The sequence below is a fragment of the Kitasatospora sp. NPDC030952 genome, assembly GCF_055571335.1.
The window spans coordinates 214,682-239,811 of the sequence record NZ_JBVIFM010000002.1 but is presented as its reverse complement, the minus strand read 5'-3'; the positions used below and the strand labels follow the sequence as shown (position 1 = coordinate 239,811).

21 protein-coding genes are annotated in these 25,130 nt (G+C 74.5%); 13 read left to right on the top strand and 8 right to left on the bottom strand.

Annotation, left to right across the window (positions count from 1 at the left end; genetic code table 11):
• Positions 1-152: 152 nt before the first annotated feature.
• The 7 genes from ACZ47G_RS05930 (at position 153) to ACZ47G_RS05900 (ending at position 7,534) form a co-directional block, all read left to right on the top strand.
• Entirely contained in the window at positions 153-1,421 is a 1,269-nt protein-coding gene (locus ACZ47G_RS05930; RefSeq protein ID WP_465740233.1) for an aspartate aminotransferase family protein, read from the top strand.
• Between the two features lie 82 nt (positions 1,422-1,503).
• Positions 1,504-2,136 (top strand): sigma-70 family RNA polymerase sigma factor, encoded by a 633-nt coding sequence (locus tag ACZ47G_RS05925; protein WP_465740232.1) that lies wholly within the window; start codon positions 1,504-1,506, stop codon positions 2,134-2,136.
• Between the two features lie 44 nt (positions 2,137-2,180).
• Positions 2,181-3,182, top strand: a complete 1,002-nt coding sequence (locus tag ACZ47G_RS05920) for an NAD(P)-dependent oxidoreductase (protein WP_465740231.1) — start codon at positions 2,181-2,183, stop codon at positions 3,180-3,182.
• 35 nt (positions 3,183-3,217) lie between these two features.
• Complete coding sequence (locus ACZ47G_RS05915; RefSeq protein WP_465740230.1) at positions 3,218-4,489, top strand: adenylosuccinate synthase; 1,272 nt, start codon at positions 3,218-3,220, stop codon at positions 4,487-4,489.
• 75 nt (positions 4,490-4,564) lie between these two features.
• The gene (locus ACZ47G_RS05910; RefSeq protein ID WP_380462722.1) at positions 4,565-5,155 is read left to right on the top strand and encodes a hypothetical protein; all 591 of its coding nucleotides are present in this window, start codon (positions 4,565-4,567) and stop codon (positions 5,153-5,155) included.
• Complete coding sequence (locus ACZ47G_RS05905) at positions 5,152-6,180, top strand: LLM class flavin-dependent oxidoreductase (protein ID WP_465740229.1); 1,029 nt, start codon at positions 5,152-5,154, stop codon at positions 6,178-6,180. The genes ACZ47G_RS05910 and ACZ47G_RS05905 overlap by 4 nt, the downstream gene beginning before the upstream one ends.
• 4 nt (positions 6,181-6,184) lie before the next feature.
• Entirely contained in the window at positions 6,185-7,534 is a 1,350-nt protein-coding gene (locus ACZ47G_RS05900; RefSeq protein WP_380462719.1) for an NtaA/DmoA family FMN-dependent monooxygenase, read from the top strand.
• Positions 7,535-7,601: 67 nt separating this feature from the next.
• Here ACZ47G_RS05900 and ACZ47G_RS05895 read toward each other — a convergent pair whose 3' ends face one another.
• The 3 genes from ACZ47G_RS05895 to ACZ47G_RS05885 form a co-directional block, all read right to left on the bottom strand.
• Positions 7,602-8,810: an MFS transporter gene (locus ACZ47G_RS05895; RefSeq protein ID WP_465740228.1), complete on the bottom strand. Its 1,209-nt coding sequence runs from the start codon at positions 8,808-8,810 to the stop codon at positions 7,602-7,604.
• Positions 8,811-8,852: 42 nt separating this feature from the next.
• The gene (locus tag ACZ47G_RS05890; protein WP_465740227.1) at positions 8,853-9,878 is read right to left on the bottom strand and encodes an HD domain-containing protein; all 1,026 of its coding nucleotides are present in this window, start codon (positions 9,876-9,878) and stop codon (positions 8,853-8,855) included.
• A 262-nt stretch (positions 9,879-10,140) separates the two neighbouring features.
• Complete coding sequence (locus ACZ47G_RS05885; protein WP_465740226.1) at positions 10,141-11,490, bottom strand: aminotransferase class I/II-fold pyridoxal phosphate-dependent enzyme; 1,350 nt, start codon at positions 11,488-11,490, stop codon at positions 10,141-10,143.
• A 181-nt stretch (positions 11,491-11,671) separates the two neighbouring features.
• Here ACZ47G_RS05885 and ACZ47G_RS05880 point away from each other — a divergent pair, with 181 nt between their 5' ends.
• The 5 genes from ACZ47G_RS05880 (at position 11,672) to ACZ47G_RS05860 (ending at position 15,173) form a co-directional block, all read left to right on the top strand.
• The gene (locus ACZ47G_RS05880; RefSeq protein ID WP_465740225.1) at positions 11,672-12,355 is read left to right on the top strand and encodes an HAD family hydrolase; all 684 of its coding nucleotides are present in this window, start codon (positions 11,672-11,674) and stop codon (positions 12,353-12,355) included.
• 168 nt (positions 12,356-12,523) lie between these two features.
• Positions 12,524-13,219 carry a phosphoribosylaminoimidazolesuccinocarboxamide synthase gene (locus ACZ47G_RS05875; protein ID WP_465740224.1) on the top strand — a complete coding sequence of 232 codons (696 nt, stop codon included), beginning with the start codon at positions 12,524-12,526 and terminating at the stop codon, positions 13,217-13,219.
• On the top strand, positions 13,212-13,913 hold the full coding sequence (locus ACZ47G_RS05870) for an SDR family oxidoreductase (protein WP_465740223.1): 702 nt from the start codon (positions 13,212-13,214) through the stop codon (positions 13,911-13,913). Before ACZ47G_RS05875 ends, ACZ47G_RS05870 begins: the two co-directional genes overlap by 8 nt.
• 46 nt (positions 13,914-13,959) lie before the next feature.
• Positions 13,960-14,376, top strand: coding sequence for a hypothetical protein (locus ACZ47G_RS05865; RefSeq protein WP_465740222.1), 417 nt, complete (start codon positions 13,960-13,962; stop codon positions 14,374-14,376).
• 2 nt (positions 14,377-14,378) lie between these two features.
• Positions 14,379-15,173, top strand: a complete 795-nt coding sequence (locus ACZ47G_RS05860; protein WP_465740221.1) for an HAD hydrolase family protein — start codon at positions 14,379-14,381, stop codon at positions 15,171-15,173.
• Positions 15,174-15,190: 17 nt separating this feature from the next.
• On the opposite strand, the gene ACZ47G_RS05855 is transcribed toward ACZ47G_RS05860, so the two are convergent.
• Together ACZ47G_RS05855 and ACZ47G_RS05850 are read right to left on the bottom strand one after the other, a co-directional pair.
• Complete coding sequence (locus ACZ47G_RS05855) at positions 15,191-15,577, bottom strand: hypothetical protein (protein WP_465740220.1); 387 nt, start codon at positions 15,575-15,577, stop codon at positions 15,191-15,193.
• 228 nt (positions 15,578-15,805) lie between these two features.
• Positions 15,806-16,456: a hypothetical protein gene (locus ACZ47G_RS05850; RefSeq protein ID WP_465740219.1), complete on the bottom strand. Its 651-nt coding sequence runs from the start codon at positions 16,454-16,456 to the stop codon at positions 15,806-15,808.
• Between the two features lie 28 nt (positions 16,457-16,484).
• On the opposite strand from ACZ47G_RS05850, the gene ACZ47G_RS05845 reads away from it, so the two are divergent.
• Complete coding sequence (locus ACZ47G_RS05845; RefSeq protein WP_465740218.1) at positions 16,485-17,231, top strand: alpha/beta hydrolase family protein; 747 nt, start codon at positions 16,485-16,487, stop codon at positions 17,229-17,231.
• A gap of 52 nt (positions 17,232-17,283) precedes the next feature.
• On the opposite strand, the gene ACZ47G_RS05840 is transcribed toward ACZ47G_RS05845, so the two are convergent.
• The 3 genes from ACZ47G_RS05840 to ACZ47G_RS05830 are packed head-to-tail and all read right to left on the bottom strand — an operon-like array spanning position 17,284 to position 25,114.
• On the bottom strand, positions 17,284-18,987 hold the full coding sequence (locus tag ACZ47G_RS05840) for an acyl-CoA dehydrogenase (protein ID WP_465740217.1): 1,704 nt from the start codon (positions 18,985-18,987) through the stop codon (positions 17,284-17,286).
• Complete coding sequence (locus tag ACZ47G_RS05835) at positions 18,984-24,758, bottom strand: type I polyketide synthase (RefSeq protein WP_465740216.1); 5,775 nt, start codon at positions 24,756-24,758, stop codon at positions 18,984-18,986. The genes ACZ47G_RS05840 and ACZ47G_RS05835 overlap by 4 nt, the downstream gene beginning before the upstream one ends.
• Positions 24,755-25,114 (bottom strand): hypothetical protein, encoded by a 360-nt coding sequence (locus tag ACZ47G_RS05830; RefSeq protein WP_465740215.1) that lies wholly within the window; start codon positions 25,112-25,114, stop codon positions 24,755-24,757. The genes ACZ47G_RS05835 and ACZ47G_RS05830 overlap by 4 nt, the downstream gene beginning before the upstream one ends.
• Positions 25,115-25,130 lie beyond the last annotated feature (16 nt).

The following is a 25,130-nucleotide window of genomic DNA, read 5'->3' as shown; positions in this document are numbered from 1 at the left end:
CCAGACCAGACCAGACCGGACCAGACCAGACCCGGCGCGCCGGCCGGCGATCCGCCGCACCCCGCGCCGAGCGCACCCTTGCCCCGCCCCATGTCCTGCCTCTGCCCTGCCCGATTCCGAAGGCCGTCCAGGCCCGTCCCGAAGGGTTGCCCGTGAACACCGAGAAGTCCGCCGCCCTGTACGCCCGCGCCGTCGAGGTCATGCCCGGTGGCAACAGCCGCACCGCCGTCTACAGCTCGCCCTACCCCGTCTACGTCCGTTCCGGCAGCGGCGCCCGGGTCACCGACGTCGACGGTGTCGAGCGGATCGACTTCCTGAACAACAGCACCACGCTGATCCACGGCCACGCCCACCCCGAGATGGTCGAGGCCATCGCGGGGGCGGTCGGCCACGGCACCAGCTTCGGCATGCCCACCCCGGTGGAGGTCGAGTACGCCGAGGCGCTGTCGGCCCGCAACGAGACCTTCGAGCACGTCCGCTTCACCAGCTCCGGCACCGAGGCCGTGATGATGGCCGTCCAGGCCGCCCGCGCCTTCACCGAGCGCCCGAAGATCGCCAAGATCGCCGGCGCCTACCACGGCGCCTACGACGCCGTCGCGGTCAACAACGACGGCTCGGGCAACCTGATCAGCCACGCCGTCACCGGCAACCCCCAGGGCGTGGTCGGCAACACCGTGGTCATCCCGTTCAACGACCCGGAGGGCTCGCTGGAGGTGCTGCGCAAGCACGCCGACGAGCTGGCCTGCGTGCTGATCGACCCGGTGCCGTGGCGGATCGGCCTGCTGCCCGCCAGCAAGGAGTGGCTGGACGCGCTGCGCGAGTTCTGTGACGCCAGCGGCGCGGTGCTGATCTCCGACGAGGTCGGCTCCTACCGGGTCGGCTACCACGGCGCGATGCAGCTGCTCGGCGCCGAGGCCGACATCACCGTCATGGGCAAGGTCATCGCCGCCGGCATGCCGATCGGCGCGGTGGCCGGCCGTCGCCGCTTCATGAGCGTCTTCGACCCGAGCAAGGGCAAGCCGGCCCTGCCGCACTCGGGCTCGTACAACGCCAACCCGGTCAGCATGAGCTCCGGCATCGCCGCGCTGCGGCTGCTCACCCCGGAGGCGCACGAGCGGATCGGCCTGCTCGGCGAGCAGGCCCGGGCCGGGATGCGCGCCGCCCTCACCGAGGCCGGCCTGGACTGGGAGGTCAACGGCCTCGGCTCGCTGTTCCGGGTGGTCGCCAACAGCGCCCCCGCCGGGTACGACAGCGCGGCCACCGCGATGAAGGCCCTGTACTGGAAGCTGCTGGAGAACGGCATCCACCTCGGTGACAGCGGCCTGGGCTGCATCTCCACCCCGATGGGCGAGGGGGAGATCGCCGAGTACTCCGCGGCGTTCGCCAAGAGCCTGGGCCAGGTCCTGGCCGAGGGCCGCTGACACGAGCCTGCGTCCGGTGCGGGGCCGCGGCCACGTCCGCGACCGCGGCCCCGCACCGGCACAGCCCTGGGAGGCAGCACCGTTGTCCCGCCCCGTCCAAGAGCGAGAACAAGCACCCGACGAGCAGCACGACGAGCGGTTCGAGAGCCAGCGCCCCCGGCTGATGGCGCTCGCCTACCGACGGCTCGGATCCGTCGCCGAGGCCGAGGACATCGTCTCCGAGGCGTGGCTGCGCTGGTCCGCCGCACGGAACGTGGAGAACCACGCCGCGTTCCTCGCCACCGTGGTCAGCCGGCTGTGTGCCGACCACCTGAAGTCCGCGCACGCCCGGAAGGTCTCCTACGTCGGCGCCCTGGTGCCCGAGGAGGCCCTGCCGAGCAGCGGCGAACCGCACGAACTGGTCGGCGACGAGGACGCGTTGGGCGGCCGGATGACCTGGCTGCTGGAACGCCTCGGCCCGGCCGAACGCGCCGTGCTGCTGCTGCGCCGCGCCTTCGACTACAGCCACCGGGAGATCGCCGCCGCACTCGGCATCAGCGAGGCCTACAGCCGCAAGCTGTACGGCCGGGCCTGCGACCGGCTGGCCGCCGACCGCTCCCGCTTCACCCCCGCGCCCACCGAGCGCACCGAGCTGACCCGGCGGTTCCTGGCCGCCAGCCGCGGCGGCGAACTCAAGCCGCTGGAGCACCTGCTCGCCGCCGCCATGGCCGCGTGACGCGGCCCCACCACCCTTCCACCCCCTGCCTGAGGAGACCCGCCATGCGACCCACCGTGGTCCTGATCGGCTCGATGTACGCCCCCGAAGCCGAGGAGCTGCTGGAGCAGCACGCCGACGTCCGCCGGGTGGACGACCAGGACCGGCCGGCGATCCTCGCCGCCGTCGCCGGGGCGCACGGCATCGTGGCCCGCTACCCCGCCCGGATCGACGCCGAGCTGATCGCCGCCGCCCCGAACCTGGTCGCCGTCCTCTCCAGCGGCCGCGGCGTGGACAACATCGACCTGGACGCGGCGACCGCGGCCGGCGTCGTCGTCGCCAACAACCCCGGTCTCGGCGGCAAGCCGGTCTCCGAGCACGCCCTCGGCCTGCTGCTGATGGTCACCCGCGGCCTCACCGCGATCAGCCGGGACGGCATCGAGAAGGCCTGGGACGCCCGCCTGACCACCCACCGGGTCGAGCTGACCGGCAAGGTGCTCGGCATCGTCGGCCTCGGCAACGTCGGCGGCTGGATGGCCCGCCGCGCCCACGGCGGCTTCCTGATGCGGGTGCTCGCCTACGACCCCTACGTCTCCGCCGAGAAGATGGCCGAGGTCGGCGCCGAGAAGGTCGAGACGCTGGAGGAGCTGCTCTCCCGCGCCGACTTCGTCACCTGCCACCCGGAGCTCAACGACGAGACCGAGCAGATGTTCAACGACAAGACCTTCGCGCAGATGAAGCCCGGCGCGTACTTCATGAACACCTCGCGCGGCCGGGTCGTCGACGGCGCGGCGCTGGCCCGGGCGCTGCGCAGCGGCCACCTCGGCGGCGCGGCCCTGGACGTCTACGAGGACGAGCCGCTGGCCGCCGACAGCGAGCTGCTGGACATCGAGAACCTGGTGCTCAGCGCGCACATCGCCGACTTCACCGTGGAGACCAAGCGGGCCCTGGCCCTCTCCGCCGCCACCCAGCTGCTGAGCGCGCTGGAGGGCAAGCAGCCGCCGGCCGTCCTCAACCCGGACGTCTGGGGCCAGGCCGCCGAGCGGCGCCGCGCCCTGCTGGCCTGACCACCGTACCGACGCCGAGCTGAGGGAGTTTCGTCGTGCTGAAGGCAATCGTGGGCCTCAACTGGGGTGACGAGGGCAAGGGAAGAATGGTCGACAACCTCTCCGCCGAGGCCGACTACACGGTTCGCTACCACGGCGGCAGCAACGCCGGTCACACGATCCACACGGACCAGGGGAAGTTCAAGCTGCACAGCCTGCCCAGCAGCGTGCTGCACCCCACCGTCACCGGCGTGCTGGGCCCCGGCATGACCGTCGACGTCGAGGGCTTCCTCGGCGAGTTCGAGGCGATCCGGGACCAGGGCGTGACGGCCGACCGGCTGCTGGTCGCGGACGCCGCCTCGATCTGCTTCCCGTTCCACCGCGACCTCGACGGCGCCGAGGAGGAGCGGCTCTCGGACGGCCGGTACGGCTCCACCCGGCGCGGCATCTCGCCGGCCTACGGCGACCGGGTGATGAAGAAGACCCTGCTGGTGCGGGAGCTCTACGACCGGGAGAACCTGCCCGACCGGCTGGCCGCCGTGCTGGACTGGGCGAACGAGCGGCTGGTGCGGATCTACGGCGGAACGCCGCTGCGCCTGGAGGAGGTCACCCGCTGGGCCCTGGAGGTCGCCGATCGGCTGGAGCCGCACGTCGTCGACGCCACCGAACTGCTCGGCAAGGCCCTGGACGACGGCGCCTCCGTCATCGCCGAGGGCCAGCTCGGCGCCCTGAAGGACCTGTACTACGGCATCTACCCGTACACCACCTCGTCCACCTGCCTGGCCGGCCACGCGCCGGTGGGCATCGGCGTCCCGTGGGCGCGGGTGGACCGCACCGTCGGCGTGACCAAGGCCTTCTCCTCGTGCGTCGGCGCCGGGCCGTTCGTCACCGAGTTCGACGAGGAGCGCGCCGACCGGCTGCGCCGCCAGTGGGGCGAGTACGGCTCCACCACCAACCGGCCGCGCCGGCTCGGCGCCTTCGACGCGGTGGCGACCCGCTACGGCGTGCGCGTCCAGGGCGCCGACGAGGTCGCGATCACCAACCTGGACCAGCTCAGCGGCACCGGCGAGCTGGACCTGTGCGTGGCGTACGAGCGGGACGGCCGCACGGTACGGGAGTTCAGCCCCCGGCCGGCCGAACTCGACGCCAGCACCCCGGTGTACGAGACCCTGCCCGGCTGGGACGACGACATCTCCGGCGTCCGCGGCTACGAGCAACTCCCGGCCGGCGCCCGGCAGTACGTCGAGGCGATCGAGGAACTGCTCGGGGTGCCGGTGCGCCACGTGTCGGTGGGCTCCCACCGGGACGCGCTGATCGAGATCAAGTAGCCGACCACTCGAGGTCACCCGAGATCACCCGGGATCACCCGAGATCACTCAGACCACTCAAGGAGGATCGCTGACATGCTGGCCGTACTCGCGGTGAGCGACAAGCGGAACATCGAGCCGCTGGCCGCCGGACTGCTCCGGCTGGGCTGGAGGGTCGCGGCCACGGAGGGGACGTACCGGCTGCTGCGCGACGCGGGCCACCAGGTCGAGAACATCGCCGACCTGGCCGGCGTCCCGACCCTGCTGGGCGGCCGGGTCAAGACCCTGACCGTCTCCGTGATGGGCGGCATCCTGGCCCGGGAGACCGAGTCCGACCTGCGCGAGATGGCGGAGTACGGCATCCCCCGGATCGACCTGGTCTGCAACAACTACTACCTGCTGCCCGAGCCGCAGCCGGGCCTGGAGCCGGCCGGCTTCCGGGAGAAGGTCGACGTCGGCGGGCCCGCGATGCTGCGCGGGGCGGCGAAGAACTTCGAGCACGTCATCCCGCTCAGCGACCCGGACGACTACGACGAGGTGCTGAAGCTGCTGGAGCAGGGCGGCGGCAGCCCGTCCGCCGTCCCGGTGGAGCGCCGGCTGGCGCTGGCCGGCAAGGCGTTCCGGATCAGCAGCGCGTACGACGCCTCGGTGGCGGAGCTGTTCGGGGCGAGCGGAGGCCGGTCGTGACCGGACTGGCGCTGGTCTACCAGCTGCCCGAGGAGCTGCTCGCCGGGCCCGCCGCCGGGATCGTCGCGGCGGCCGGGAGGGCCGAGGAGGCCGGGGTGCACGCCCTGCTCCTCGGCGACCGCCCGGCCGCCCGGCCCGGCCGGGCCGCCCCGCCCGCCGCGATCGTCACCGCCTCGATGCTCGCGGTGCGCACCCGGCGGATCGGCCTGGTGATGGACGCCGCGCCGGCCTACTACGAGCCGTACAACCTGGCCCGGATGGTCGCCTCGCTGGACCACATCAGCGGCGGCCGGGCCGGCTGGCGGGTGGTGACCGGCCCCGACCCGGAGGCGGACGCCAACCACCGCCGGGACGGCGTCGACCCGGCGGACGGCCGGGAGGCCCGGGCCGCGGAGTTCCCGCCGCTGCTGCGCGACCTCTGGGACACCTGGGAGGACGGCGCGTTCGTGCACGAGAAGGACACCGGGCGGTTCATCGACCCGGACCGCGTCCACGTGCTGGACCACGTGGGCCCGGTGCTGCGGGTGCGCGGGCCGCTCAACCTGGTCCGCCCGCCGCAGGGCCACCCGGTGGTGCTGGCCCCGGCCGGCGAGCCGCTGCTCGCCGCCGAGGCGGACGTGCTGGTCGCCGGGGCGCCCGACCGGGCGGCGGCCGCGGACCGGCCGCAGCTGGCCACCGTCACCCCGTTCGTCGCGGAGACGGCGCAGCGGGCCCGCGAACTGCACGCGGCCGCGGGCGCCCCGCGGTCGGACGACGGGCACGCGGTGCTGGTCGGCGACCCGGCGCAGGTGGCCGGGCAACTCGCCGCCTGGGCCGACCGCACGCCGCTGGACGGCTTCCTGCTGCGGCTCCCGCAGCCCGCCGGCGTGGCGGCGTTCACCGACCTGGTGCTGCCCGAACTGCGGGCCGCCGGGCGCTACTCCGGCGCGTCCGGGGCGGGCACCCTGCGCGAGCAGCTGGGGCTGGCCCGGCCCGCCAACCGGATCGTCGCCCGGCTCACCGCCGCCGGCGCGGAGAGGAGCTGACGACGTGTCCGAGCGAGAACTGCACCTCGGGCTGATGTTCTGGGCGACCGGCACCCACGCCGCCGGGTGGCGCCACCCCGACGCGGCCGCCGACGCCGCGTACGACATCGGCCTCATCCAGGAGGTCAGCCGGGAAGCCGAGCGGGCCAAGTTCGACTTCGTCTTCCTGGGCGACCGGCTGGCCAGCGACCCGGGCCTGCAGCACAGCAACCCGGCCCAGATCTCCCGGCTGGAGCCGTACAGCACGGCCATGGCGATCGCCGCCGCCACCAGCCACATCGGCGTGGTGGTGACCGCCAACCCGACCTACTCCGACCCGTACGCCATCGCCCGGCTGCTGGCCTCGCTGGACCACCTCAGCGACGGCCGCGCGGCCTGGAACCTGGTCACCGGCGCGGACCCGGCGGCGGCCCACAACTTCGGCCGGGACGCCCACTGGGACACCTCCCGGCGCTACGACTGGGCCGAGGAGACCCTCCGGGTGGTCCGCGAGCTGTGGGACTCCGCCCCGGAGCCGGACGGCACCGGCGCCCGCCGGATCGACCACCGCGGCGAGTTCTTCGCGGTGGACGGCCCGCTGGACGTCGCCCGCCCGCCGCAGGGCCACGTGGTGGTGTTCAACGCCGGCACCTCGGACCGCTCCCGCGAACTCGGCGCCCGCGACGCCGACATCGTGTTCGCCGGCCCGCAGCCGACGCTGGCCAAGCGGCGGGAGTACTACGCCGACATCAAGGCCCGGGCGGCCCGGTACGGCCGCGCCGACCACGTCGCGGTGCTGCCCGGCCTGACCCCGATCGTCGCGCCCACCACCGAGGAGGCGGTCGCCCTGCACGACCGGCTCAACGCGCTGCTGGTGCTCGACCCGGAGCAGGAGATCGGCGACATCGTGCGCGCGGGCGGCATCGGCGAGGGCCACCGGCGCAACCTCACCTCCGCCTCCGAGGTGTTCGGGGTGGACGTGCGCGGCAACGACCTGGCCGCGGCCGTCCCGGCGAGCACCCTGGCGGCGGTCTCCGAGGAGGGCGCCCGGCGGCTCGCCGAGATCACCCGGCTGACCAGGCGCACCGTCGACGGGCCGGACCGGATCACCTACGGGGACCTCGTCCACGCCACCCCCGCCCAGCTCTCGTACACCGTGGTGGGCAACCCGGAGGAGGTGGCCGACATGATCCAGGAGTGGTTCGAGGAGGGCGCCGCCGACGGCTTCAACATCTACCCGGCGTACGTCCCGGGGGCCGTCACGGCGTTCACCGAGCTGGTGGTGCCGGTGCTCCAGCGGCGCGGGCTGTTCCGCAAGGAGTACGGCGGGCGCACCCTGCGCGACCACCTCGGGATGGCCGTCCCGACGCGCTGAGGCGCCGACCCCGCGACGACGGTGGGCCCCCGGAATCCCGGAGGCCCACCGTCGTCGTTCCCGCCGTTCAGTGCTGGGCCGCCTCCGCGGTGGCCGGGGCCGCGGCTGCCGCCGGGGCGGTGGCGAAGCCCTTGCGGCCGAGGGCCAGGATGGTCAGGGTGACCAGGGCGCCCGCGGTGCCGCACAGCGCCGCCCAGTGCTCGTTGGTGTGCGCCAGCACGTTGCCGACGGCCGCCGAGCCCAGCGAGGTGCCGGCCGCGAACAGCGTCACCAGCCAGGCGAAGGCCTCGGTGGTGGTGCCCGGCGGCGCCAACTCGCCCACCAGCACGAAGGTGACGGTCAGCATCGGGGCCAGGAACGCGCCGGTGAGCAGCATCAGCACCACCATGTAGCCCGGCGGCGGCACCAGCACCAGCAGCCCGTACCCGACCACCAGGCCGGCGGCGAACAGCACCCCGCGGTTGGCGAGCGTGCCCGGCCAGCGGCGCGAGCCGTAGACCAGCACACCGGCCAGCGAGCCGAAGGCGTTCAGGGCCAGCAGCGAGGGCGCGCCGCCGGGCACGTCCCAGCGCTCCGCGTACGAGACCACCAGCACGTTCAGGGTGCCGATCGCGAAGCCCACCCCGGTCAGCGCGCTGAGCAGGGTGACCAGCCGGCCGCTGCGCAGCGGGCCCAGCCAGTCGGTCGAGCGCGCCTCGGCCCGCCACTCCCGGGACGGCCGGGCGCTGGCCACCACCGCGACCCCGAACAGCCCCAGCAGCGCCTGGACGTACAGCGCGGCCGTCGGCGACCAGATCGCCACGCTGCCGGTGACCACCAAGGGGCCCGCCACGAAGACGAGTTCCTGGGCGCTGGAGTCCAGCGCGTAGGCCGACTCCAGCTTCTCGGCGGGGGCGATCGCCGGCCAGAGCACCCGCAGGCAGGGCTCCAGCGGGGGCGTCATGGAGCCCGCGAGCACGGCGCCGACCAGCACGGCGGCGGGCTGGTGCGGCGCCAGCGCGATGGCGAGGAAGCCCGCCGCGGCGAGCAGCGCGGTCGGCACCAGGACGCGGGTCTGCCCCCAGCGGTCGACCAGCCGGCCCAGCAGCGGTGAGCCGACCGCCGCCGAGATGGCGTAGGAGCCGGCCGCGGCGCCGACGAAGCCGTACCCCGCCCCGGCCTCGCGCAGCGCCAGCGGGATGGTCAGCGCGGCCATCGCGGAGGGCAGCCTCCCCACCCAACTGCCCAGCAGCAGACGGGTGACGGAGGGGGACCGGAGTAAGACGAGGAAGCTCATGAGCACCACCTTAGGGGGATCTACGCGCGTGTACCCACCGATTCAGGGATTGGCCGGGACATGAAGACGGAGCACCGCCGGACGGTCCGTACGCACCCCCACCTCGATGTCCGTGACGGCGGTCGCGCGGTGGTGCGCCAGGCCCGGCGCGGCGGTGACCCAGGCGTGCCCGGTGGGGCGGTCCGCCCAGCACGCCACCCCGTCGCCGCGGGCCGTGCTGTGCCAGAAGTAGCGGTGCTGGTGCCCGGGCGGGAACAGGGCGAGCAGGGCGGGCGGGGCGTCGCGCAGGTCGACGCCGAGCAGCCGGTCGCGCTCGTCGAAGGTCAGCCAGACCTCGCCGCGGTAGCCGATCCGCACCAGCGGGCCGGTCGCCGGGGCGTCGAACACGGCTTGCAGGAAGCCCGACTTCGGGTCCCAGTCCACCCGGGGCACGGCCACCGGGCCGGGGCCGGGCCCGCCCGTCGGGAGGCCCAGCCCGGCCTCCGTCCGGTAGTCGGCGGCCAGCCGGTGCACCAGGTCCATCCGGTCGGCGGCCAGTCGGCGGGCCGGCGCGGTCAGCAGCTCGCGCTCGGCCCGCAGCAGCGTCTCGTACAGCTCCGGCGGGGCCGGCCGGGGGCGGCCGGCGGCCGGGTCCGGGTCGTCCGGGTGCCAGGGCGGGCCCTCCCCGGTCAGCGCCCGCTGGAGCCCGGCGGCGCCCATCGCGTCGATCCGCTCGGCGTCCAGCACGGCCGCGCCGTACGGGCTTTCGGCGGGCCGGGCGCCCGGGCCGACCACCGTGAGCAGCTCCGGGTGCAGCTTTCCGGGCACCCCCGAGCGGGTCAGGAAGTCCAGGGCGGTGTCCCGGGCGGTGTCCGGGGCGCCGCCCGGGGCGTCCCGCGCGCCGGGCAGCCGGAAGCGGTGGTACAGGTAGGCGGCGCAGTGGGCGGTGCCCGCGGCGAGCCCCGACTCCTCGGCGATCCGGCCCGCCAGCACGGCGGTCCGGGAGAGGTGGCCGGTGTCGTAGGGCGCGTCGAGCGCGCCCAGGTCGGCGAGGGTGTGGTCGTGCAGGCGCTCGAATATCGACGTCACGGCCTTCGGACTCCTCGGTCCGTGCTGAGTGGGCGTGGAGCGGCCTGCCCGAGCGCGGCCGGCGGGTGCTGCCGGGCGTCCGGTCGGGCGGGGCCGGTGGGAACGGATCGGTGGAGAGGCGGAACGGCCGACTTCTCTCCGGATCCGCCCGTCAGGATCGTTCGCACCGATCCACCCTGTCAAGAACGCCTACGGGTCTCCCGGCGCCCCGTTAGGCCCTGTCCGGCCGATCGTGCCGGGCCCGCGATCGGCCGGACAGGACCTAGGTCAGGCGCCCGCGCTCCGGATCGACCCGGAACGCGGCGGCCAGGTCCGCCGCCAGCGCCGGGATCTCCGCCAGGGCGAGCCCCGAGACGGTCAGCCGCAGTCCGGGGCCGGAGCGCAGCCGGAAGGTCGCCCCCGGGGCCACCGCCCAGCCCCGCTGGAGCAGTGCCACCACGGCCGAGGTCTCGTCCCGCACCGGGATCCAGACGTTGAAGCCGCTGCGCCCCAGGGCCGGTACGCCCTCCGCGGCCAGCGCGCGGATCAGTGCGCCGCGCCGCTCGGTGTAGTGGGCGGCCACCCGGGCGCGGTCCACCGAGGCGTCCGCCAGCAGCCGGGCGGCGGCCCGCTGGAGCACGTGGCTGACCCAGCCGGTGCCCAGCCGCTGGCGGCCGCGCAGCCGGTCCACGGTGTCGGCGTCGCCGGTCAGCACGGCCAACCGCATGTCGGGGCCGAGGAGTTTGGTGACCGAGCGGACCACCGTCCAGTGCCGCGTGATCGGTTGCCCGTCCGCCGCGCACACCGGGTGGTAGGGGGTGTCCGCGATGGCGTGCCCGAAGTCGTCCTCGATCAGCAGTACGTCGGGGTGGTCCGCCAGCACCGCGCGCAGCTCGGCGGCCCGGGCGGCGCCGACCGTCGCGCCGGTGGGGTTCTGGGCGCGCGAGGTGATCACCAGGGCGGTGGCGCCGGCCGCCAGCGCCTGCGCGACGTCCTGCGGGCGGGGGCCGTCGTCGTCCACCCCGACCCCGGTCATCCGCAGGCCGAGGGCCGGGAGCAGGTCGTGCAGGCTGCCCCAGCCCGGGTCCTCGACGGCGACCAGGTCGCCCGGGCGCAGCCGGGTCTGCAGCACCCGCTCGATCGCGTCCAGCGCGCCCGAGGCGACGGCGGTGGACCCGGCGGGCAGGCCGTCGGCGGTGAACTCCCGCCGGGCGATGGCCAGCAGGCCGGGGTCCATCGCCGGGCGGCCGTACAGCACCGGGTCGCGCAGCTGCTCGCCGGCCGCGAAGGCCAGGGCGGCGGCGAGCGGCGGGAGCAGCGCGGCGTTGGGGTTGCCGTCCGTCAGATCCCGGACCCCGTCCGGGACTTCGAACTGCCGCTGGTCGCGCGGGGTGTGGGTGGGCCGGGGCAGCACCCGGGTGCCGCGCCGGCCCCCGGTCTCGATGACGCCCCGGTCGCGCAGCAGCCGGTAGGCCGCCGCGGCCGTGTTGGGGTTCACGCCCAGCTCGGTGGCGAGTCGGCGGAGCGGGGGCAGGGGGCTGCCCGGGGCGAGGTGTCCGGCGGCGACCGCCTGCTCGACGTCGGCGGCGATCTCGGTGGCTCGACGCCCGCGAATCCGGTGCTGCTCTGGCATGATGACCATTCTGCACGACTGCTTCCGGACCCGTTCGGAGTCCGCCCGGTCGGCTCACGTCCGAACCGCGGGACCGGCTCCCCGGCGCAGTCCCCGGCACGGTCCCCGGCACGGTCCCGGGGCGGTCTCCGGAGCGGTCGTCGGCACAAGTCATCGGTACGTACTTCGAGGTGGATCAGTGATGCTCAAGGGCCAGACGCTCGTCTTCGACGCCGACGACACGCTGTGGGAGAACAACGTTCTCTTCGAGCGCGTCATCGACGGCTTTCTGAACTGGGCCTCCGCGCCCGAGGATCGCACCCGTACCAGGGCGTTGCTGGACGAGATCGAGGCGAAGAACGCCGTCACCCTCGGGTACGGCGCGGAGATGTTCCGGCAGAGCCTGCGGGACTGCCTGGAGTCCCTCCACGGGCGAATCCCGACCGCCGCCGAGATCGACCGGGTGGAGGAACTCCTCAGCCCTCTGACGAATCGCCAGGTCGAGCTGATCGAGGGCGTCGCGGAAACCCTCCTCACCCTCTCCGGGGAGCACGAACTCCTGCTGCTCACCAAGGGGAACCTGGAGGAGCAGCAGCGGAAGGTGGACGCCTCCCGGATCGCCCACCACTTCCGCAGCATCCACATCGTGCCCGAGAAGAACGTGGACACGTACCGGCAGCTCACCGCCGATCTGGGCCTGGAGGCCGGGCGCACCTGGATGATCGGGAACTCGCCGAAGTCCGACATCCTGCCCGCACTCCGGGCCGGTCTGAAGGCCGTCTACATTCCGCACGAGCACACCTGGGTGCTGGAGCACGACGAGTTCCGGCCCGAGGAGGCGACGCTCGTGCTGCGCACCTTCGCGGAGTTGCTGGAACACTTCTGAGCCAAGCCCCCCCGATCATGACAAGGCCTCCTCTAAACCTACCGGAAGCCCTTTCTTTCCGGTCACGCCCGTGCCAGACTTGCCGCACCGCTGATCATTTAAGTCCTAGGCACTGTTGTGTGCCCGACCTCCTGAGAGCGACCTGTGGCCTCCTTAGACGCGGTTTCCGTGACTTCCCGCACTCCGGACATCCAGGGGCGGAGTAAAAAACTCTGGCATGTCGACGAGGGCCTCTGCCTGATCGAGATGATTCCCTCGCTCCGGAGTTTCACCTTCGATCGCGACGAACTCATCGACGGAACAGCTGAGTTGCGTCTCGACTTCTTCGAATTCGTTTCGGCGCGGCTCGCCGAACGCGGTGTCCACACCGTCTTCCGCGAGCGGGTGGGGCCGACCAGTTACCTCGCCGACTACCGGCCGGCCCCGCCGTTCGAGGTCATCGTCAAGAACCGGGCCACCGGTTCGACCATCCGCAAGTACCCCGGCCTCTTTGAGGAGGGGCAGGTCCTGGACCACCCGGTCGTCAAGTTCGACTACCGGACCGACCCGGAGGACCAGCCGATCGGCGAGGACTACCTCCGGCTGCTCGGCGTCGACGTGGAACACCACCGGCAGCTCGCGCTCGACTGCAACGCGGCCCTGCGCGACCTGCTCGCGCCGCTCGACCTCTGGGACTTCTGCCTCGTCATCGCGTCCGACGACGAGCACGGACTGGTCGTCAACTCCGAGATCTCGCCGGACTGCATGCGCCTCAAGACCGTCGACGGCATGCCCTACGACAAGGACATGTTCCGGCAGGGCGCCGGCCGGGAGGACATCCTCGCCCGCTGGGCCGAACTGATCAAGATGGTCTCCGGTGGGTGAGCCCTCGGGGCCGCCGGTCGCCCTGGTGACCGGCAGCAACCGGGGCACCGGACGGGCCGTCCGCAGCCGGCTGATCGCCGACGGGTACCGCGTCCGCTGCCTCAACCGCACCCCCTGCGACGACCACGAGGACGCCGTCACCGTCGACTTCGCCGACCCGGCCGCCGTCGCCCTGGCCGCCGAGCGGGTGCTGGCCGACGCCCCGCGACTGGACCTGCTGGTCGTCAACGCCGTCACCCGCGGCTTCGGCGCCGTCGCGGACGTCACCGCGCAGGACTGGGACGAGGCCGTCGCGGTCAACCTCACCGCGCCGGTGCGGCTCGTCCAGGCCGCGCTGCCGCTGCTGCGCCGCAGCCAGGGGCACATCGTGCTGATGGGCTCGCACGCGGGCTCCCGGCCGTTCGAGGGCGGGGTCGCCTACTGCGCGACCAAGGCCGCGCTCAAGCAGGTGGCCGAGGTGCTGCTGATGGAGGAGCGCCGGCACGGGGTGCGCACCACCCTGCTCAGCCCCGGAGCGATCCGGAACTTCGACGACGACCACTCCGCGTACAAGATGAGCGTGGAGTCCGTCGCCGAAGTGGTGTCCTGGGCGGCGTCCACGCCGCGCGACACCGTCCTCGGGGAGATCGAACTCCGACCCGGCAGGCTGGACACCCCACCTGTCGTCGGGCTCGATCGCCTCCAGTACGTCTGACCGCACGTCTGAAGGTGCAAGAACTGCGACCGACAGGAGTGGAACCGTGGAACCGCATACCGGCACGGCCGGACTCTGCACGGCCGGACCCTGCGCGGCCGAGCCCGAATGGGACGAGGGGCGACGGCGGTTCTCCGCCGACCTGCTGCCCGGCGCGGACGGGCCGGACGCGGCCCTGATGTCCTTCCGGACGGTGGTGTGGGTCGGGTTCGGCGCGTCCGGAGCGGTCACCTCGGTCGACGTTCACGACATCCCGGCCCGGCTCTCCGACCGGATCCCCCGGGTGGAGGGCGACGACGTCCTCGGGCGCTCGGTCGTCGACACCCAGTGGCTCTGGGTGCCGTTCGGCAAGGAGCCGACGGCCCGCCGGCACGCGGGCACCGCCGAGGTGGCGGCCGTGGTGACCGGCGCGGGCCTGGCCCGGCTCACCCTGACCTTCGTCCCGGAAACCCCGGAGGGCTGACCATGGCCGACGGCTACCGCCTGCTCGCCTGCGACCTCGACGGCACCCTGCTGGACTCCGCCGGCGCGCTCCCCGGCGCGGTGTCGGACGCGCTCGGTCGGGCGGTCGCGGCCGGCCTCACCGTCGCGGTGATCACCGCCCGCCCCCCGCGCGACGTGCCGGCCGCGATCCGGGCGGGCATCCCGCCCTCGGCCTACTGGGCGCACGGCAACGGGGCGTTGGTGTTCCGGCCGGGCGAACACCGGCCGAGCCGGCAACTGGTCTTCGACCCGGCGGTGCCGCACCGGCTCTCGGCCGCCCTCGGGGAGGCGTGGCCGGACTGGGCGCTGGCCTTCGACCTGCTGGACGGGACGGTCGTCCAGCCCGGCTTCCCGGAGGAACTGGCCCGGCACTGGAACGGGGTCGAGTGGCGCGGCGGCGTGGAGTCGGCGCGGCCGGTGGTGAAGCTGCTGGCCTGCCCGTTCGCCCCGTTCGGCGTCGAACTCGTGCGCACGGTACAGGAGTTGGTGGGCATCGACGCCGAAGTCACCGCCTCCGGACCGCACTTCCTGGAGCTCGGTCCGCGCGGCACCGGCAAGCACGGGGTGCTGGCCTGGATCGCGGCCGACCTCGGCCTGGACCTCGCCCAGACCGCCGCCGTCGGCGACGGCCTGAACGACTGCGGGATGATCCGGCTCGCGGGCCTCGGCGCCGCCCCGGCCAACGCCCCCGAGGCCGTCCGGAGCGCCGCCGACCGGCTGCTGCCGAGCAACGACGAGCACGCGGTGGCCCACCTGGTGGACCAACTGCTGGGCTGAGCCGGCGGCGGGAGCTCTCAGCAGTCCGGGACGGGATCGGTCTCACTGGAGATGTCGGTGTCCTTCACGAAGCCGAGCCGCCCGTTGTCCGCGACGGTCATCAGCCAGCGGGTCGGGTGCGGGCCGCCGACCCAGGCCTGGTTGTCCTCCTTGCAGTAGAACCAGCTGGGGTCGGTGTTCAGGTAGCCGACGACGGTGTTCGGGTCCGGGTAGAGGTGGTTGTCGCCGACGGTGCCGTAGACCGCGGCGCCGGGCACGTTGTGGCAGTACCACCGGTTGCTCTCCCCGGGCCAGCAGTTGTCGGCCGCCGAGGCGGCGGGCGCGGCCACCACGCCCAGGCTCACGGCGAGGGCGGTGGCGGCAGCGGCGGCGGTGATCCGGGCGGCGCGGACGGTGCTGAACATCTCTCACTCCTGGCGTCGTGCCTGCGAGTCGGTCCGGCCGCAGGGTGCCCGGCGCCCCCGGCGTGTCACACCTGCGCCTCCGGCCGCGCCCCGAACTGTCCGGACTCCGACGGTTCGTGGCCGAACCCCTTCGCTCGCCCGCGCGGACCCCCGGGCGGGTGTTCACCCGCGGCGCCCCAGCGCTCCGGCTCAGCACTTCGCCTCAGTGCTCCGCCTCGGTACTCCGGCTCAGTGCTCCGACGCGCCCTCGGCCGGGTCCAGGGCGAAGGCGACCATCTCCCGGTAGACCGGGGCCGGTGCGTCGTCGGCGGAGTACCAGTCGCCGGGGCCGGTGCGCTCCTCCCAGGCCGACTGCGCGGCGGCGAGCGCGTCCACCAGCTCGGCGGCCAGCCGGCCGGCCTCGTAGAGGTCCTGGTCGGTCGACTGCGAGCTGGCGCCGACGATCTGGCCGCGGATCGCGGCCGAGTGCCCGTAGCGGAACCCGCCGGTGCCGCACAGGTGGGGGTCGGTCAGCACCGCCTCGCCGTAGTTGCGCCCCAGCCGGCGGTGGCCCGCCGCCTTGGCCGCCGCCCGGGGCAGGAAGCGCCGGGCGTCCTCACCGACGGTGATCACCGCCATCACCGAGCGCCCCTCGGGCACCCACGGGCCGGCCGTCGGGTCCAGCAGGACGAAGCCCATGCTCGCCCGGGGGTACGGGTCGCGCGGTGCGGCGGCGGGCGCGGCGGTGTGGTTGCGCCAGACGCTGGCGGCCCGGCGCAGCCCGAGGCCGAGCAGCAGGGCGGCGAACTCCGCGTCGTCGAAGAGGTGTCGGTACGGGTTGTGCCGGTGCTGGGCGCGCACGGCCAGGCCGTGCTCCGAGACGCTCTCCCGGGTGGTCACATCGGCTCCTTCGGCGGGGGTCGGGGCGGTGGACGAGGTCGCGACCGTGGTCGAGTACATCCGTAGCACTCGCAACGTCTCGAAGGTCGCCTTCATCGGCTGGTCGGCGGCCGCGTTCGCGATGGGACCGTACGCGATCAAGAATCCGGGGAAGGTGGACAGCCTGTTCCTCCTCGCCCCGATCTTCCCGCCGCTCGGCCCGCCGAACCCGCCGACCCTGCCGGCGCCGGGCTTCCCCACTCATGTGCTCACCTTGGCGGGCTTCGACCAGGCCTGGCGCAACGAGGTGCACTGCGCGGACCAGCGCGAGCCCGACATGGTCGACGTCGTGTGGAGCGCCCTGATGGACAACGACCCCATCGGCCGCACCTGGGGGCCGGTCGACCCGTCGTCCGGAAAGCCGGTGGGCGCCAGCCGGTACCGGAACTTCGTCACGTGGGGCTGGAACAACACCACGGCGGGGCAGGGGGGCGTGCTCGGCGGGAGCGTGCCCGTGCTGATCGTGCACGGCGAGTTCGACAAGACGGCCAACACGACACCGCCCAGCTCCAACCCGGCACTCGACTTCCACGTCCCCGCGCTCTACGACGCCATCACGGGACCTCAGAAGATCCTGGTCACGGTGAAGTGCGCGGGCCACTCGATGCCCTGGGAGGTCCAGCACGACAACCTGCACAACCTGTCCAAACACTGGCTCGACCAGACCAAGGTCGACGGCAAGACGGAGGGCCGCTTCGAGATGGACGAGAACGGCACCATCAGCCCGGCGCCATGACCCCGCGCAGCGGGGCGTCGGTCCGGCACCCAGCGAGGGCGTAGATGATCCGTCAGGTCAACGCCTCGATGTAGTCCGGTGCGGTGAGGGGGCCGAGCAGGACGGCTCGGGGCGTCTCCATCAGGTCGACGAGTTCCCCGGCCCGGGGGAGCAGCCGTCGGCACTGCTCGGCGAGACGGTCGGGCAGGGCGCGGACCTGCGTGGGGGTCAGCAGTGCCTCGGTCAGGAACCAGCCGGTGTGGGCGAGGGTCTCTTCCAGGCAGAAGAGCAGGCCGAGGTCGCGCAGCAGTGCTCCTCTCGGTCCGCCGTGGCGCCGCTCCTCGGCCTGGAGGGCCTCGGCGGTGGTGCGGGCCAGGTGGGCGTCGGCGAGGAGCAGCGCCAGGTCGTGGTGGTCGTCCCAGGCCAGGGCCGTCGCGGAGTCCTCGCACTCTTTCAGACGGACCGTCAGTTGAGCGTGCAGCAGCCGTTCGCGTGCCCGGAACAGGGCGCCGAACCGGTCCTCGTCCCGGGCGGGGCCGGGTGGTTCCTCGGGAGGGCGGTAGGCGGTGCCTTCGGCCATCGTGCGTGCGGCGTCGAGGGAGATGAGCCGGTTGTCGCCGCACGCCGACTGGAAGGCCGTGGTGAGTGCCTGGTAGTCGATCAGCCGGTTCTCGGAGAAGAAGCCGAGCGCGCCGGCCGCCGAACGGCAGTGGGTCACCGCCTGGTCGGCGAGCCGGTCGACCGCCACCTTGGCCAGGGCGAGTCGGCGCAACACGGCGGGCGGCGGGCCGCTGCCCCGGCCGCCGCCGGCCGGGATGTGCCAGCAGGCGGCGGTCGCCTCGCGGGCCAGCACGGTGGCTGCGTGCGCGGCGGCGGCCGCGCCGAACAACAGCCGTTGCTGGTGGAGCAGTTCGATGGCCGGGCGGTCGCCGGCCCGGCGGTCGGTGGTGACCCGGCGCCGGGCGTGCGGGACGGAGATGGCGACGGCCGCCCGGGCGGCTGCGGCCAGCCCGGCGGTGACCGCGCCGCAGGCGAAGCGGCTCATCGCCAGGCTTCGGCGGGTACGCTCCTCCGGTCCTGCGGCCGGGTCGTGGAAGGCGCCGTCCGCTGCGAGGTGGGCGCCGTCGGCCAGCCAGCGGTGGTGCGGCACCCGGACGCCGTCGAACCGCACCGTGGCGTAGTCCAGCGGCAGTAGGGCGGTGGGCGGTCGGAGCCGGACGGTCACCCCGGCTGCCGGCCCGTGCTCGTCGCTGAGGGCGACGAGGAAGAGGAACACTCCCCGGTCGATGCCGTCCACCAGCAACCGGGCGCTGACCACGGCGAGGCGGGCGAGTCCCTCCTGCCCGACGTTGGCCGGGTACTTCGCGGCCCCGGCGTCGGGGGTGTGCAGGACGAACTCGCCGCTCTCCCGGTCGAGGACGGCTTCGGTCCGGATGCCGGCGCTGCTGTTGCCCCGGCCCAGCTCTGTCATCAGGGCCGCGCCGATCGAGCGGCCGTGGGCGAGTTCGGCGATGTCGGTGTCTGCCGCGCCGTAGTCCAGCGCGGGGCCGATGGTCATGCAGTGGTGCAGGAACATCACGTGGAACAGCCGGGGATCGGCGGCGGCGGTGACTTCGAGCAGTGCTCGCAGCCGGGGCTGGTCGGCCAACAGGGCTTCGCCGCCGCCGAGTTCGGCGGTGATCCGGCGCAGGGCCGGATAGGGCGAGTCGCCCAGCCGTCCGGCGCCGGCTCGCAGGACGGCCTCGGCCAGGGCGTCATGGTCAGGGACGGCAGTCACGTAGAAGGCTCCTCGTCGGCAACGGGACCGGTTGGCGGCCCGGCGGGGGCCCAGGAGTCGATCGCCCGGGCCACCTCGGCGGCGTCATCGGTCAGCATGGTGAAGTGGTCGCCCTGGACGTCCGCCGAGGTGTGCGCGAGCGCCCAGCGGGCGAGGGCGCCGATCCCGTCCAGCGGCTTCCGGGCCCGGACCAGGAGGGTCGGTGCGGCGAGGTCGCCAGGGGTGAGGTCCTCCAGCAGCCGTAGGTAGGCCCCGGTCGCGGTCAGCCGGTTGGGGGTGACCGGTTCGGCCGCGAGCGGCCCGGGCCGGTCGGCCAGCAGGACGAGGACGGCGGGCAGGGTGTCGGTGAGCAGCCGGCGGTCCGGCCAGGCGGTGTCGAGCAGGACGACGCCGGCCGCCGGCCTGCCGAGCCGCTCCAGGTGCTCTCCGAGGGCATGGGCGAGCAGCCCGCCGGAGGAGTGGCCGCACAGCAGGACGGGCGCGGTGCCCGCGTACCGCCGCACGCTCTCCGCGTGCGCGGTGACCAGTGCGTCCACGTCCTGCGGCAGTGGCTCGCCGGCGGCGAAGCCCGGCAGCGGCAGCACCGCCGTCTCCCGGCCGCCGAGGTGGCGGGCCAGCTCCGCGTATTCGTGCGGCCCTCCGGTGGGGAGCACCGACGGCAGGCAGATCAGTGCCGGCCGCTGCCGGTCCGCTCCGGCCGCACGGCCGGGCAGCCGGACGGCGTCCGGCACTGATCCGGGTGCGGCGTCGGCCGGGAAGGACCGCCTCAGCCGTGCGGCGGCCCGCAGCAGCTCGACGGCGACCTCGCCGGCGCCGCTGCGGCAGGCGTGCCGGTACAGGCCGTCCAGACCGTCGGGCAGTTCGCCGTCGTAGTGCTGCCCGCCGCTTCCTTGGCGCAGGGCCTCCAGGCGGGCGGCGAGCAGCCTGGGGGTGGGGTGGTCGAAGACGGCGGTGGCGGGCAGGGGCAGCCCCAGGTCCTGGCTCAGCCGGCCCCGCAGTTCGACGGCGGCCATCGAACCCGCGCCCAGTTCCTGGAAGGTGCTGTCTGCGGGCAGGTGTCGGCTCCCGGTGTGGCCGAGTACGGCGGCCGTGTGCGCCAGGACGACGGCCAGTACGTCCTGCTCGCGTCCGCCCGGATCGGCCGGGGCCTTCGCCGATGCCGCTTGACCATCGGCCTCGTGCGGGGCTTGCCCGCTTCGGCGGGCGCGCGGTTCTGCCGTCAGCCAGTAGTGCTGCCGCTGGAACGGGTAGGTCGGCAGCTCGACCGGGCCCGGCTGGGCGGCGTCGAAGGCCGCGTTCCAGTCGACCGGTGTGCCATCGGCGTACAGCTCCGCCGCCGAGAGCAGGAACCGCTGGGGCCCGTCGGTGTCCCGGCGCAGGGTGGCGACCGTCGTGACGGCGATGCCGGCGGCCTGTGCCGTCTCCTCGACGGCCTGGCCGAGCACCGGGTGGGGGCCGACCTCGACGAACCGGCTGTGGCCCTGCTCCAGCAGGGCCCTGACCGCGCCGTCGAAGCCGACGGTCCGCCGGAGGTTGCGGTACCAGTACCGGGCGTCCAGTCGGGTGGTGTCCAGCGGGCCCGGCTCGACCGTGGAGAAGAACGCCACGGTGCCCGAGCGCGGGGCGATCCCCGCCAAGCGCCCCGTCAGGGCCTCCTGCAGAGGCTCGACCGCCGCGGAGTGCGAGGCGTAGCCGACCGGGAGCAGCCGGGCCCGGAGGCCCTGCCCGGTGAGCTCGGCGACGAGCCCCTCGACGGCGTCGACGCCGCCGGCCACCACCGTGGACCGCGGCGAGTTCTCCGCCGCCACCGCCAGGTCCGCCCGCCCCGCCAGCCGGGCGGCGAGCTCTCGGGCGGGCAGCGCCACCGCGGCCATCCGCCCGGGTGCCAGGCGTCGCACTGCCCGCGCGCGGACCGCCACCACCTTGGCCGCGTCCGTCAGGGACAGCGCCCCGCACACGTGGGCGGCGGCGATCTCACCCTGGCTGTGCCCCACCACCGCGTCCGGGTGGACGCCGAAGGAGCGCCAGAGCGCGGTCAGCGCGACCATGACGGCGAACAGGGCCGGCTGGGCGACGTCGTCGCGCTCCAGCGGGGGCGCCCCCGGCTCGGCGCGGAGCACGGCTTCGAGGGAGAAGTCGACGTGCGGGGCGAGGGCCTGCTCGCAGTCGGCGACGGACCGGGCGAAGACCGGGAAGGCGTCCAGCAGGTCGGCCGCCATGCCGGGCCACTGTGCGCCCTGGCCGGGGAAGACGAAGACCGTCGGCCCCTTCGCCGATGCCCGGCCCCGTACGGTGTCCGCCGACCACCGCCCGGACGCGACGGCGGCCAGGCCGGCCCGCAGACCGTCGCGGTCGTGTCCGACGACGACGGCCCGGTGGCCGAAGGAGGGCCGTGAGCGGGCCAGCGCGGACCCGACGGCGGTCACGTCCGTCCAGGTGGCGCAGTCCGTACCGGCCGCCCCGGCGAGGCGCTGCGCCGTGGCGCGCAGCGCCGGCTCCGTGCGCGCCGACAAGGCCCAGGGAACGGCCCGGCCCGGCGGCAGCCGGACACCGCCCGAGGGCTCCGGCGGGTCGGACGGTTCGGGCGGCTCGGCGAGGATGACGTGGGCGTTGGTGCCGCTGATCCCGAAGGCCGAGACGCCGGCGCGCCGCGGGCGGCCTGAGCGCGGCCAGGGCTGCTCCGTGTGCAACAGCCGGACGGCCTGGGACGCGTCGGCGCCGGGCGGGTCCGCCGGGAGGGCAGGGCCCTGGACGTGGAGGGTGCGCGGCAGCACCCCGTGCCGCAGCGCGAGCACCGTCTTGATCACTCCGGCGACCCCGGCCGCCGCCTGGGTGTGGCCGAGGTTCGACTTCACCGAGCCGAGGTGCAGCGGCTGTCCGCACGACCGGTCCGGGCCGAAGACGGCGGCCAGCGCTCCCGCCTCGACGCGGTCCCCCAGCGGGGTTCCGGTGCCGTGCGCCTCCACGGCGTCGATCTGGTCCGGTGCCAGGCCGGCGTCGGCCAGGGCCCGTTGGATCACCTGCTGCTGGGCGGGCCCGCTGGGTGCGGTGAGCCCGTTGCTGGCGCCGTCCTGGTTGACGGCCGTACCGGCGACCACCGCGAGCACCGGGTGGCCGTGCGCCCGGGCGTCGGAGAGCCGTTCCAGGACGAGCACGGCCACTCCCTCGCCCCAGCCGGCGCCGTCGGCCGAGGCGGCGAAGGCCTTGCAGCGCCCGTCCGGTGCCAGGGCCCGCTGCCGGGCGAAGTCGACGAAGGAGGCCGGGGTGGCCATCACGGTGGCACCGCCGGCGAGGGCGAGGTCCACCTCGCCGCGGCGCAGGGCTTGGACGGCGAGGTGGAGAGCGACCAGGGAGGAGGAGCAGGCGGTGTCCACCGTGAGTGCCGGCCCGGTCAGCCCCAGGTGGTGGGCGAGCCGTCCGGACGCCACGCTCGCGGCGTTGCCGGTGAGCAGGTGGCCGTCGTAGAGCTCGGGGGCCTCGCTGAACCTGGGCGCGTAGTCGGCTCCCATCAGGCCCAGGTACACGCCGCCGCGGGCTCCGCGCAGGGTCGTGGGGGCGGTCCCCGATCGTTCGAGTGCTTCCCAGCCGGTCTCCAGTAGCAGGCGCTGCTGCGGGTCCATGCCCAGGGCCTCGCGGGGGGAGATGCCGAAGAACGCGGCGTCGAAGGCTCCGGCCCCGTGGAGGAAGCTGCCGCCTTGTGCGGTGGTCCGGCCGGGTCGGCCCGGGTCGGGGTGGTAGAGCCGGTCGAGGTCCCAGCCACGGTCGGCGGGGAAGCCGCCGACCGTCTCCCGGCCCTCGCGAAGCAGCTCCCAGAGGTCCTCCGGCGAGTCGACCCCGCCGGGAAAGCGGCAGCCGATCCCGGTGATCACCACCGGATCGTCGGCGGACTTCGCGCTCAGGGGCGGCAGCGCATCCACCGCAGGGGCCGTGCCGACGGCGATCCGCCGCGCCAGCTCCCGGGGGGACGGGTGGTCGAACGCCGCTGTGCTGGACAGCTGCTGCCCCGTCAGCGCCGAGAGTCGCGCCGCCAGCCGGACCGCCCCGGCGGAGTCGAGTCCCCGCGCCCGGAAGGACGTCCGGGAGTCCGCGCCGGGCGCCGCCGTGCCGGTGAGGGCGGCGGTCTCGGCCTCGACCAGTGCGAGTGTCTCGTCGAGGCTCAGCGGGCCCGGCTGGGACGGCCGTTCGCCGGTACGGTGTTCCAGCAGCGGTGCGAGTCGGCCACGTGCCACCTTGCCGGTCGGTGTCACCGGGACTTCGTCGACGATCAGCAGCTCCAGCGGCCACTTGTAGGGGGCGACCCCGGCGCGGGCGAGGTGGGCGTGCACCTGGGCGAGCTCCAGTGTCCGCCCGTCCCGCAGTTCGGCCAGCAGGACGGGGTACTCGCCGAGTCTGGCGTCGGCCCGGCCGGCTACCGCGAGGGCCCTGGGCTGGGGCAGGCCGGCGAGCACCGTCTCCACCTCCGAGGCGGTGAACTTCAGGCCGCCGACGTTGACGAGTTCGGCGTGCCGGCCCCGGAAGGAGAGGGAGCCGTCGGGGTTGCGCAGGGCGCGGTCACCGGTACGCAGCCAGCCGTCCGGTGTGCAGGCCGCCCGGGTCGCCGCCGGGTCGCCGAGATAGCCCCGGAAGGAGTACGGGCCCCGGTACTGGAGCTCGCCGGTCTCGCCGTCGGCACACGGTGTGCCGTCCGGTGCGGCCACCCGGGCCCGGGCGCCGGGAACGGGCCGTCCGATGGTGCGGGCCACGGTCTCCGGCGGGTCGTCCGGCCCGGTGGTGGTGCCCGCGCCCAGCTCGGACATGCCCCACTGCACGACGGTGGCCGCGCCGAGCACCTGGCGGACCCGGGCGGCCAACTCGGCGGGCACGGCGGCTCCGCCGGTCCTGACCTCGCGCAACGCGACCGGGGCGGTGCCGGCCCGGTCGCCGTGCACGAGGTCGCGCAGCTGCGCGGGAACGGCGAACAGGACGCTCGCCCCGCTCTCCCGGGCGGTGCGCTCGAAGGCGTCCGGGCTCCACCGGGGCAGCAGGGCCTGCCGCCCGCCCGTGTGCAGGCTGAGATGGACGGAGAGCAGACCGAAGAGGTGGCTGAACGGGCTCGCGCTGATCAGCGTGTCCGTCGCGGCGGCGCGCCCGTGCCCGGCGACCGCCTCGGCGTTGGCGAGCAGGCCCCCGTGCGCGTGCAGGCAGAGCTTGGGCCGCTCGGAGGTGGTGCCCGAGGACGGCATCAGCATGAACGGGGTGTCCGGTGTCACCGTGGCCGGCCCCGGCCGCCGCCCGGTGTGCCGGCGCACCAGCGCCGCGAAGTCCCCGCCACCGGCGTCCGGGCCGACGAGCAGCAGCCGTTCGAGGTCCGTGGCCCGGGCCGGCCGGGCCCGGTCGGCACCGGTGCCCGGCTGCCCGGCCTGCCGCACCAGGACGCGGGCCCGGGCCCGGGCCAGCAGCGATTCGGCCTCCCGCTCCCCGAGTGCCAGGTGCAGCGGGAGCAGCACCGCACCGAGCTCCGCCACGGCCACGTGCGTGACCAGGAACTCCCAGCAGTTCGGCAGTTGGACGGCCACCACGTCGCCGGCGCCGACGCCGCCCTCCTGGAGTCCGGCGGCCAGCGCCCACGACTGGGCCCGCCAGTGCGACCAGGTGCGGGTGCGCCCTGAGTCGAACACCGCGACCGCGTCGGGGCGTCGTGCGGCCGCCGCGTCGAGCAACCCGGGCAGGGTGTGGCGGTGCGCAGCGCCCTCGGGGGGTTCGACGAGGTAGTCCTCCGTGGTCACGCTCACGCGTCGGCCTTCCGCTCGTGCGGGCGGGCCCCGCCCGGTGCCCGGCGGGCGCGGAGCAGGGAGCCGTCCAGCGGCAGTGGGCTGACGGCCGTCAGGCACAGGTCCGCGGATTCCAGCGGCCCCTCGTTCCCTTCGGCCCGCTCCCGCTCGGCGATCCGGTCGAGCCCGGCGCCCTCCGGCACCGTCACCGCGAAGATCTCCACCTCCCGCCCGCTCCCGTCCGTCGCCGTCACCGGGGCCCGCAGGATTCCGACGTCCAGCCGCTCCGGGGCCGAGCGGATGAACCCGGCGGCTCGCGCGACCAGCGCGAGGTCCACCGGGTCGATCGCCGACCGGTCGACCGTCTGAGTTGACATGCCAATCATCCGTTTC

Excerpts from the sequence above, each read along its gene's own strand:
- ACZ47G_RS05860 (WP_465740221.1), top strand. The coding sequence starts at position 14,379 with ATGGCCGACGGCTACCGCCTGCTCGCCTGCGACCTCGACGGCACCCTG.
- ACZ47G_RS05895 (WP_465740228.1), bottom strand. The coding sequence starts at position 8,810 with ATGAGCTTCCTCGTCTTACTCCGGTCCCCCTCCGTCACCCGTCTGCTG.
- ACZ47G_RS05830 (WP_465740215.1), bottom strand. The coding sequence starts at position 25,114 with ATGTCAACTCAGACGGTCGACCGGTCGGCGATCGACCCGGTGGACCTC.
- ACZ47G_RS05855 (WP_465740220.1), bottom strand. The coding sequence starts at position 15,577 with ATGTTCAGCACCGTCCGCGCCGCCCGGATCACCGCCGCCGCTGCCGCC.
- ACZ47G_RS05920 (WP_465740231.1), top strand. The coding sequence starts at position 2,181 with ATGCGACCCACCGTGGTCCTGATCGGCTCGATGTACGCCCCCGAAGCC.
- ACZ47G_RS05885 (WP_465740226.1), bottom strand. The coding sequence starts at position 11,490 with ATGCCAGAGCAGCACCGGATTCGCGGGCGTCGAGCCACCGAGATCGCC.
- ACZ47G_RS05910 (WP_380462722.1), top strand. The coding sequence starts at position 4,565 with ATGCTGGCCGTACTCGCGGTGAGCGACAAGCGGAACATCGAGCCGCTG.
- ACZ47G_RS05880 (WP_465740225.1), top strand. The coding sequence starts at position 11,672 with ATGCTCAAGGGCCAGACGCTCGTCTTCGACGCCGACGACACGCTGTGG.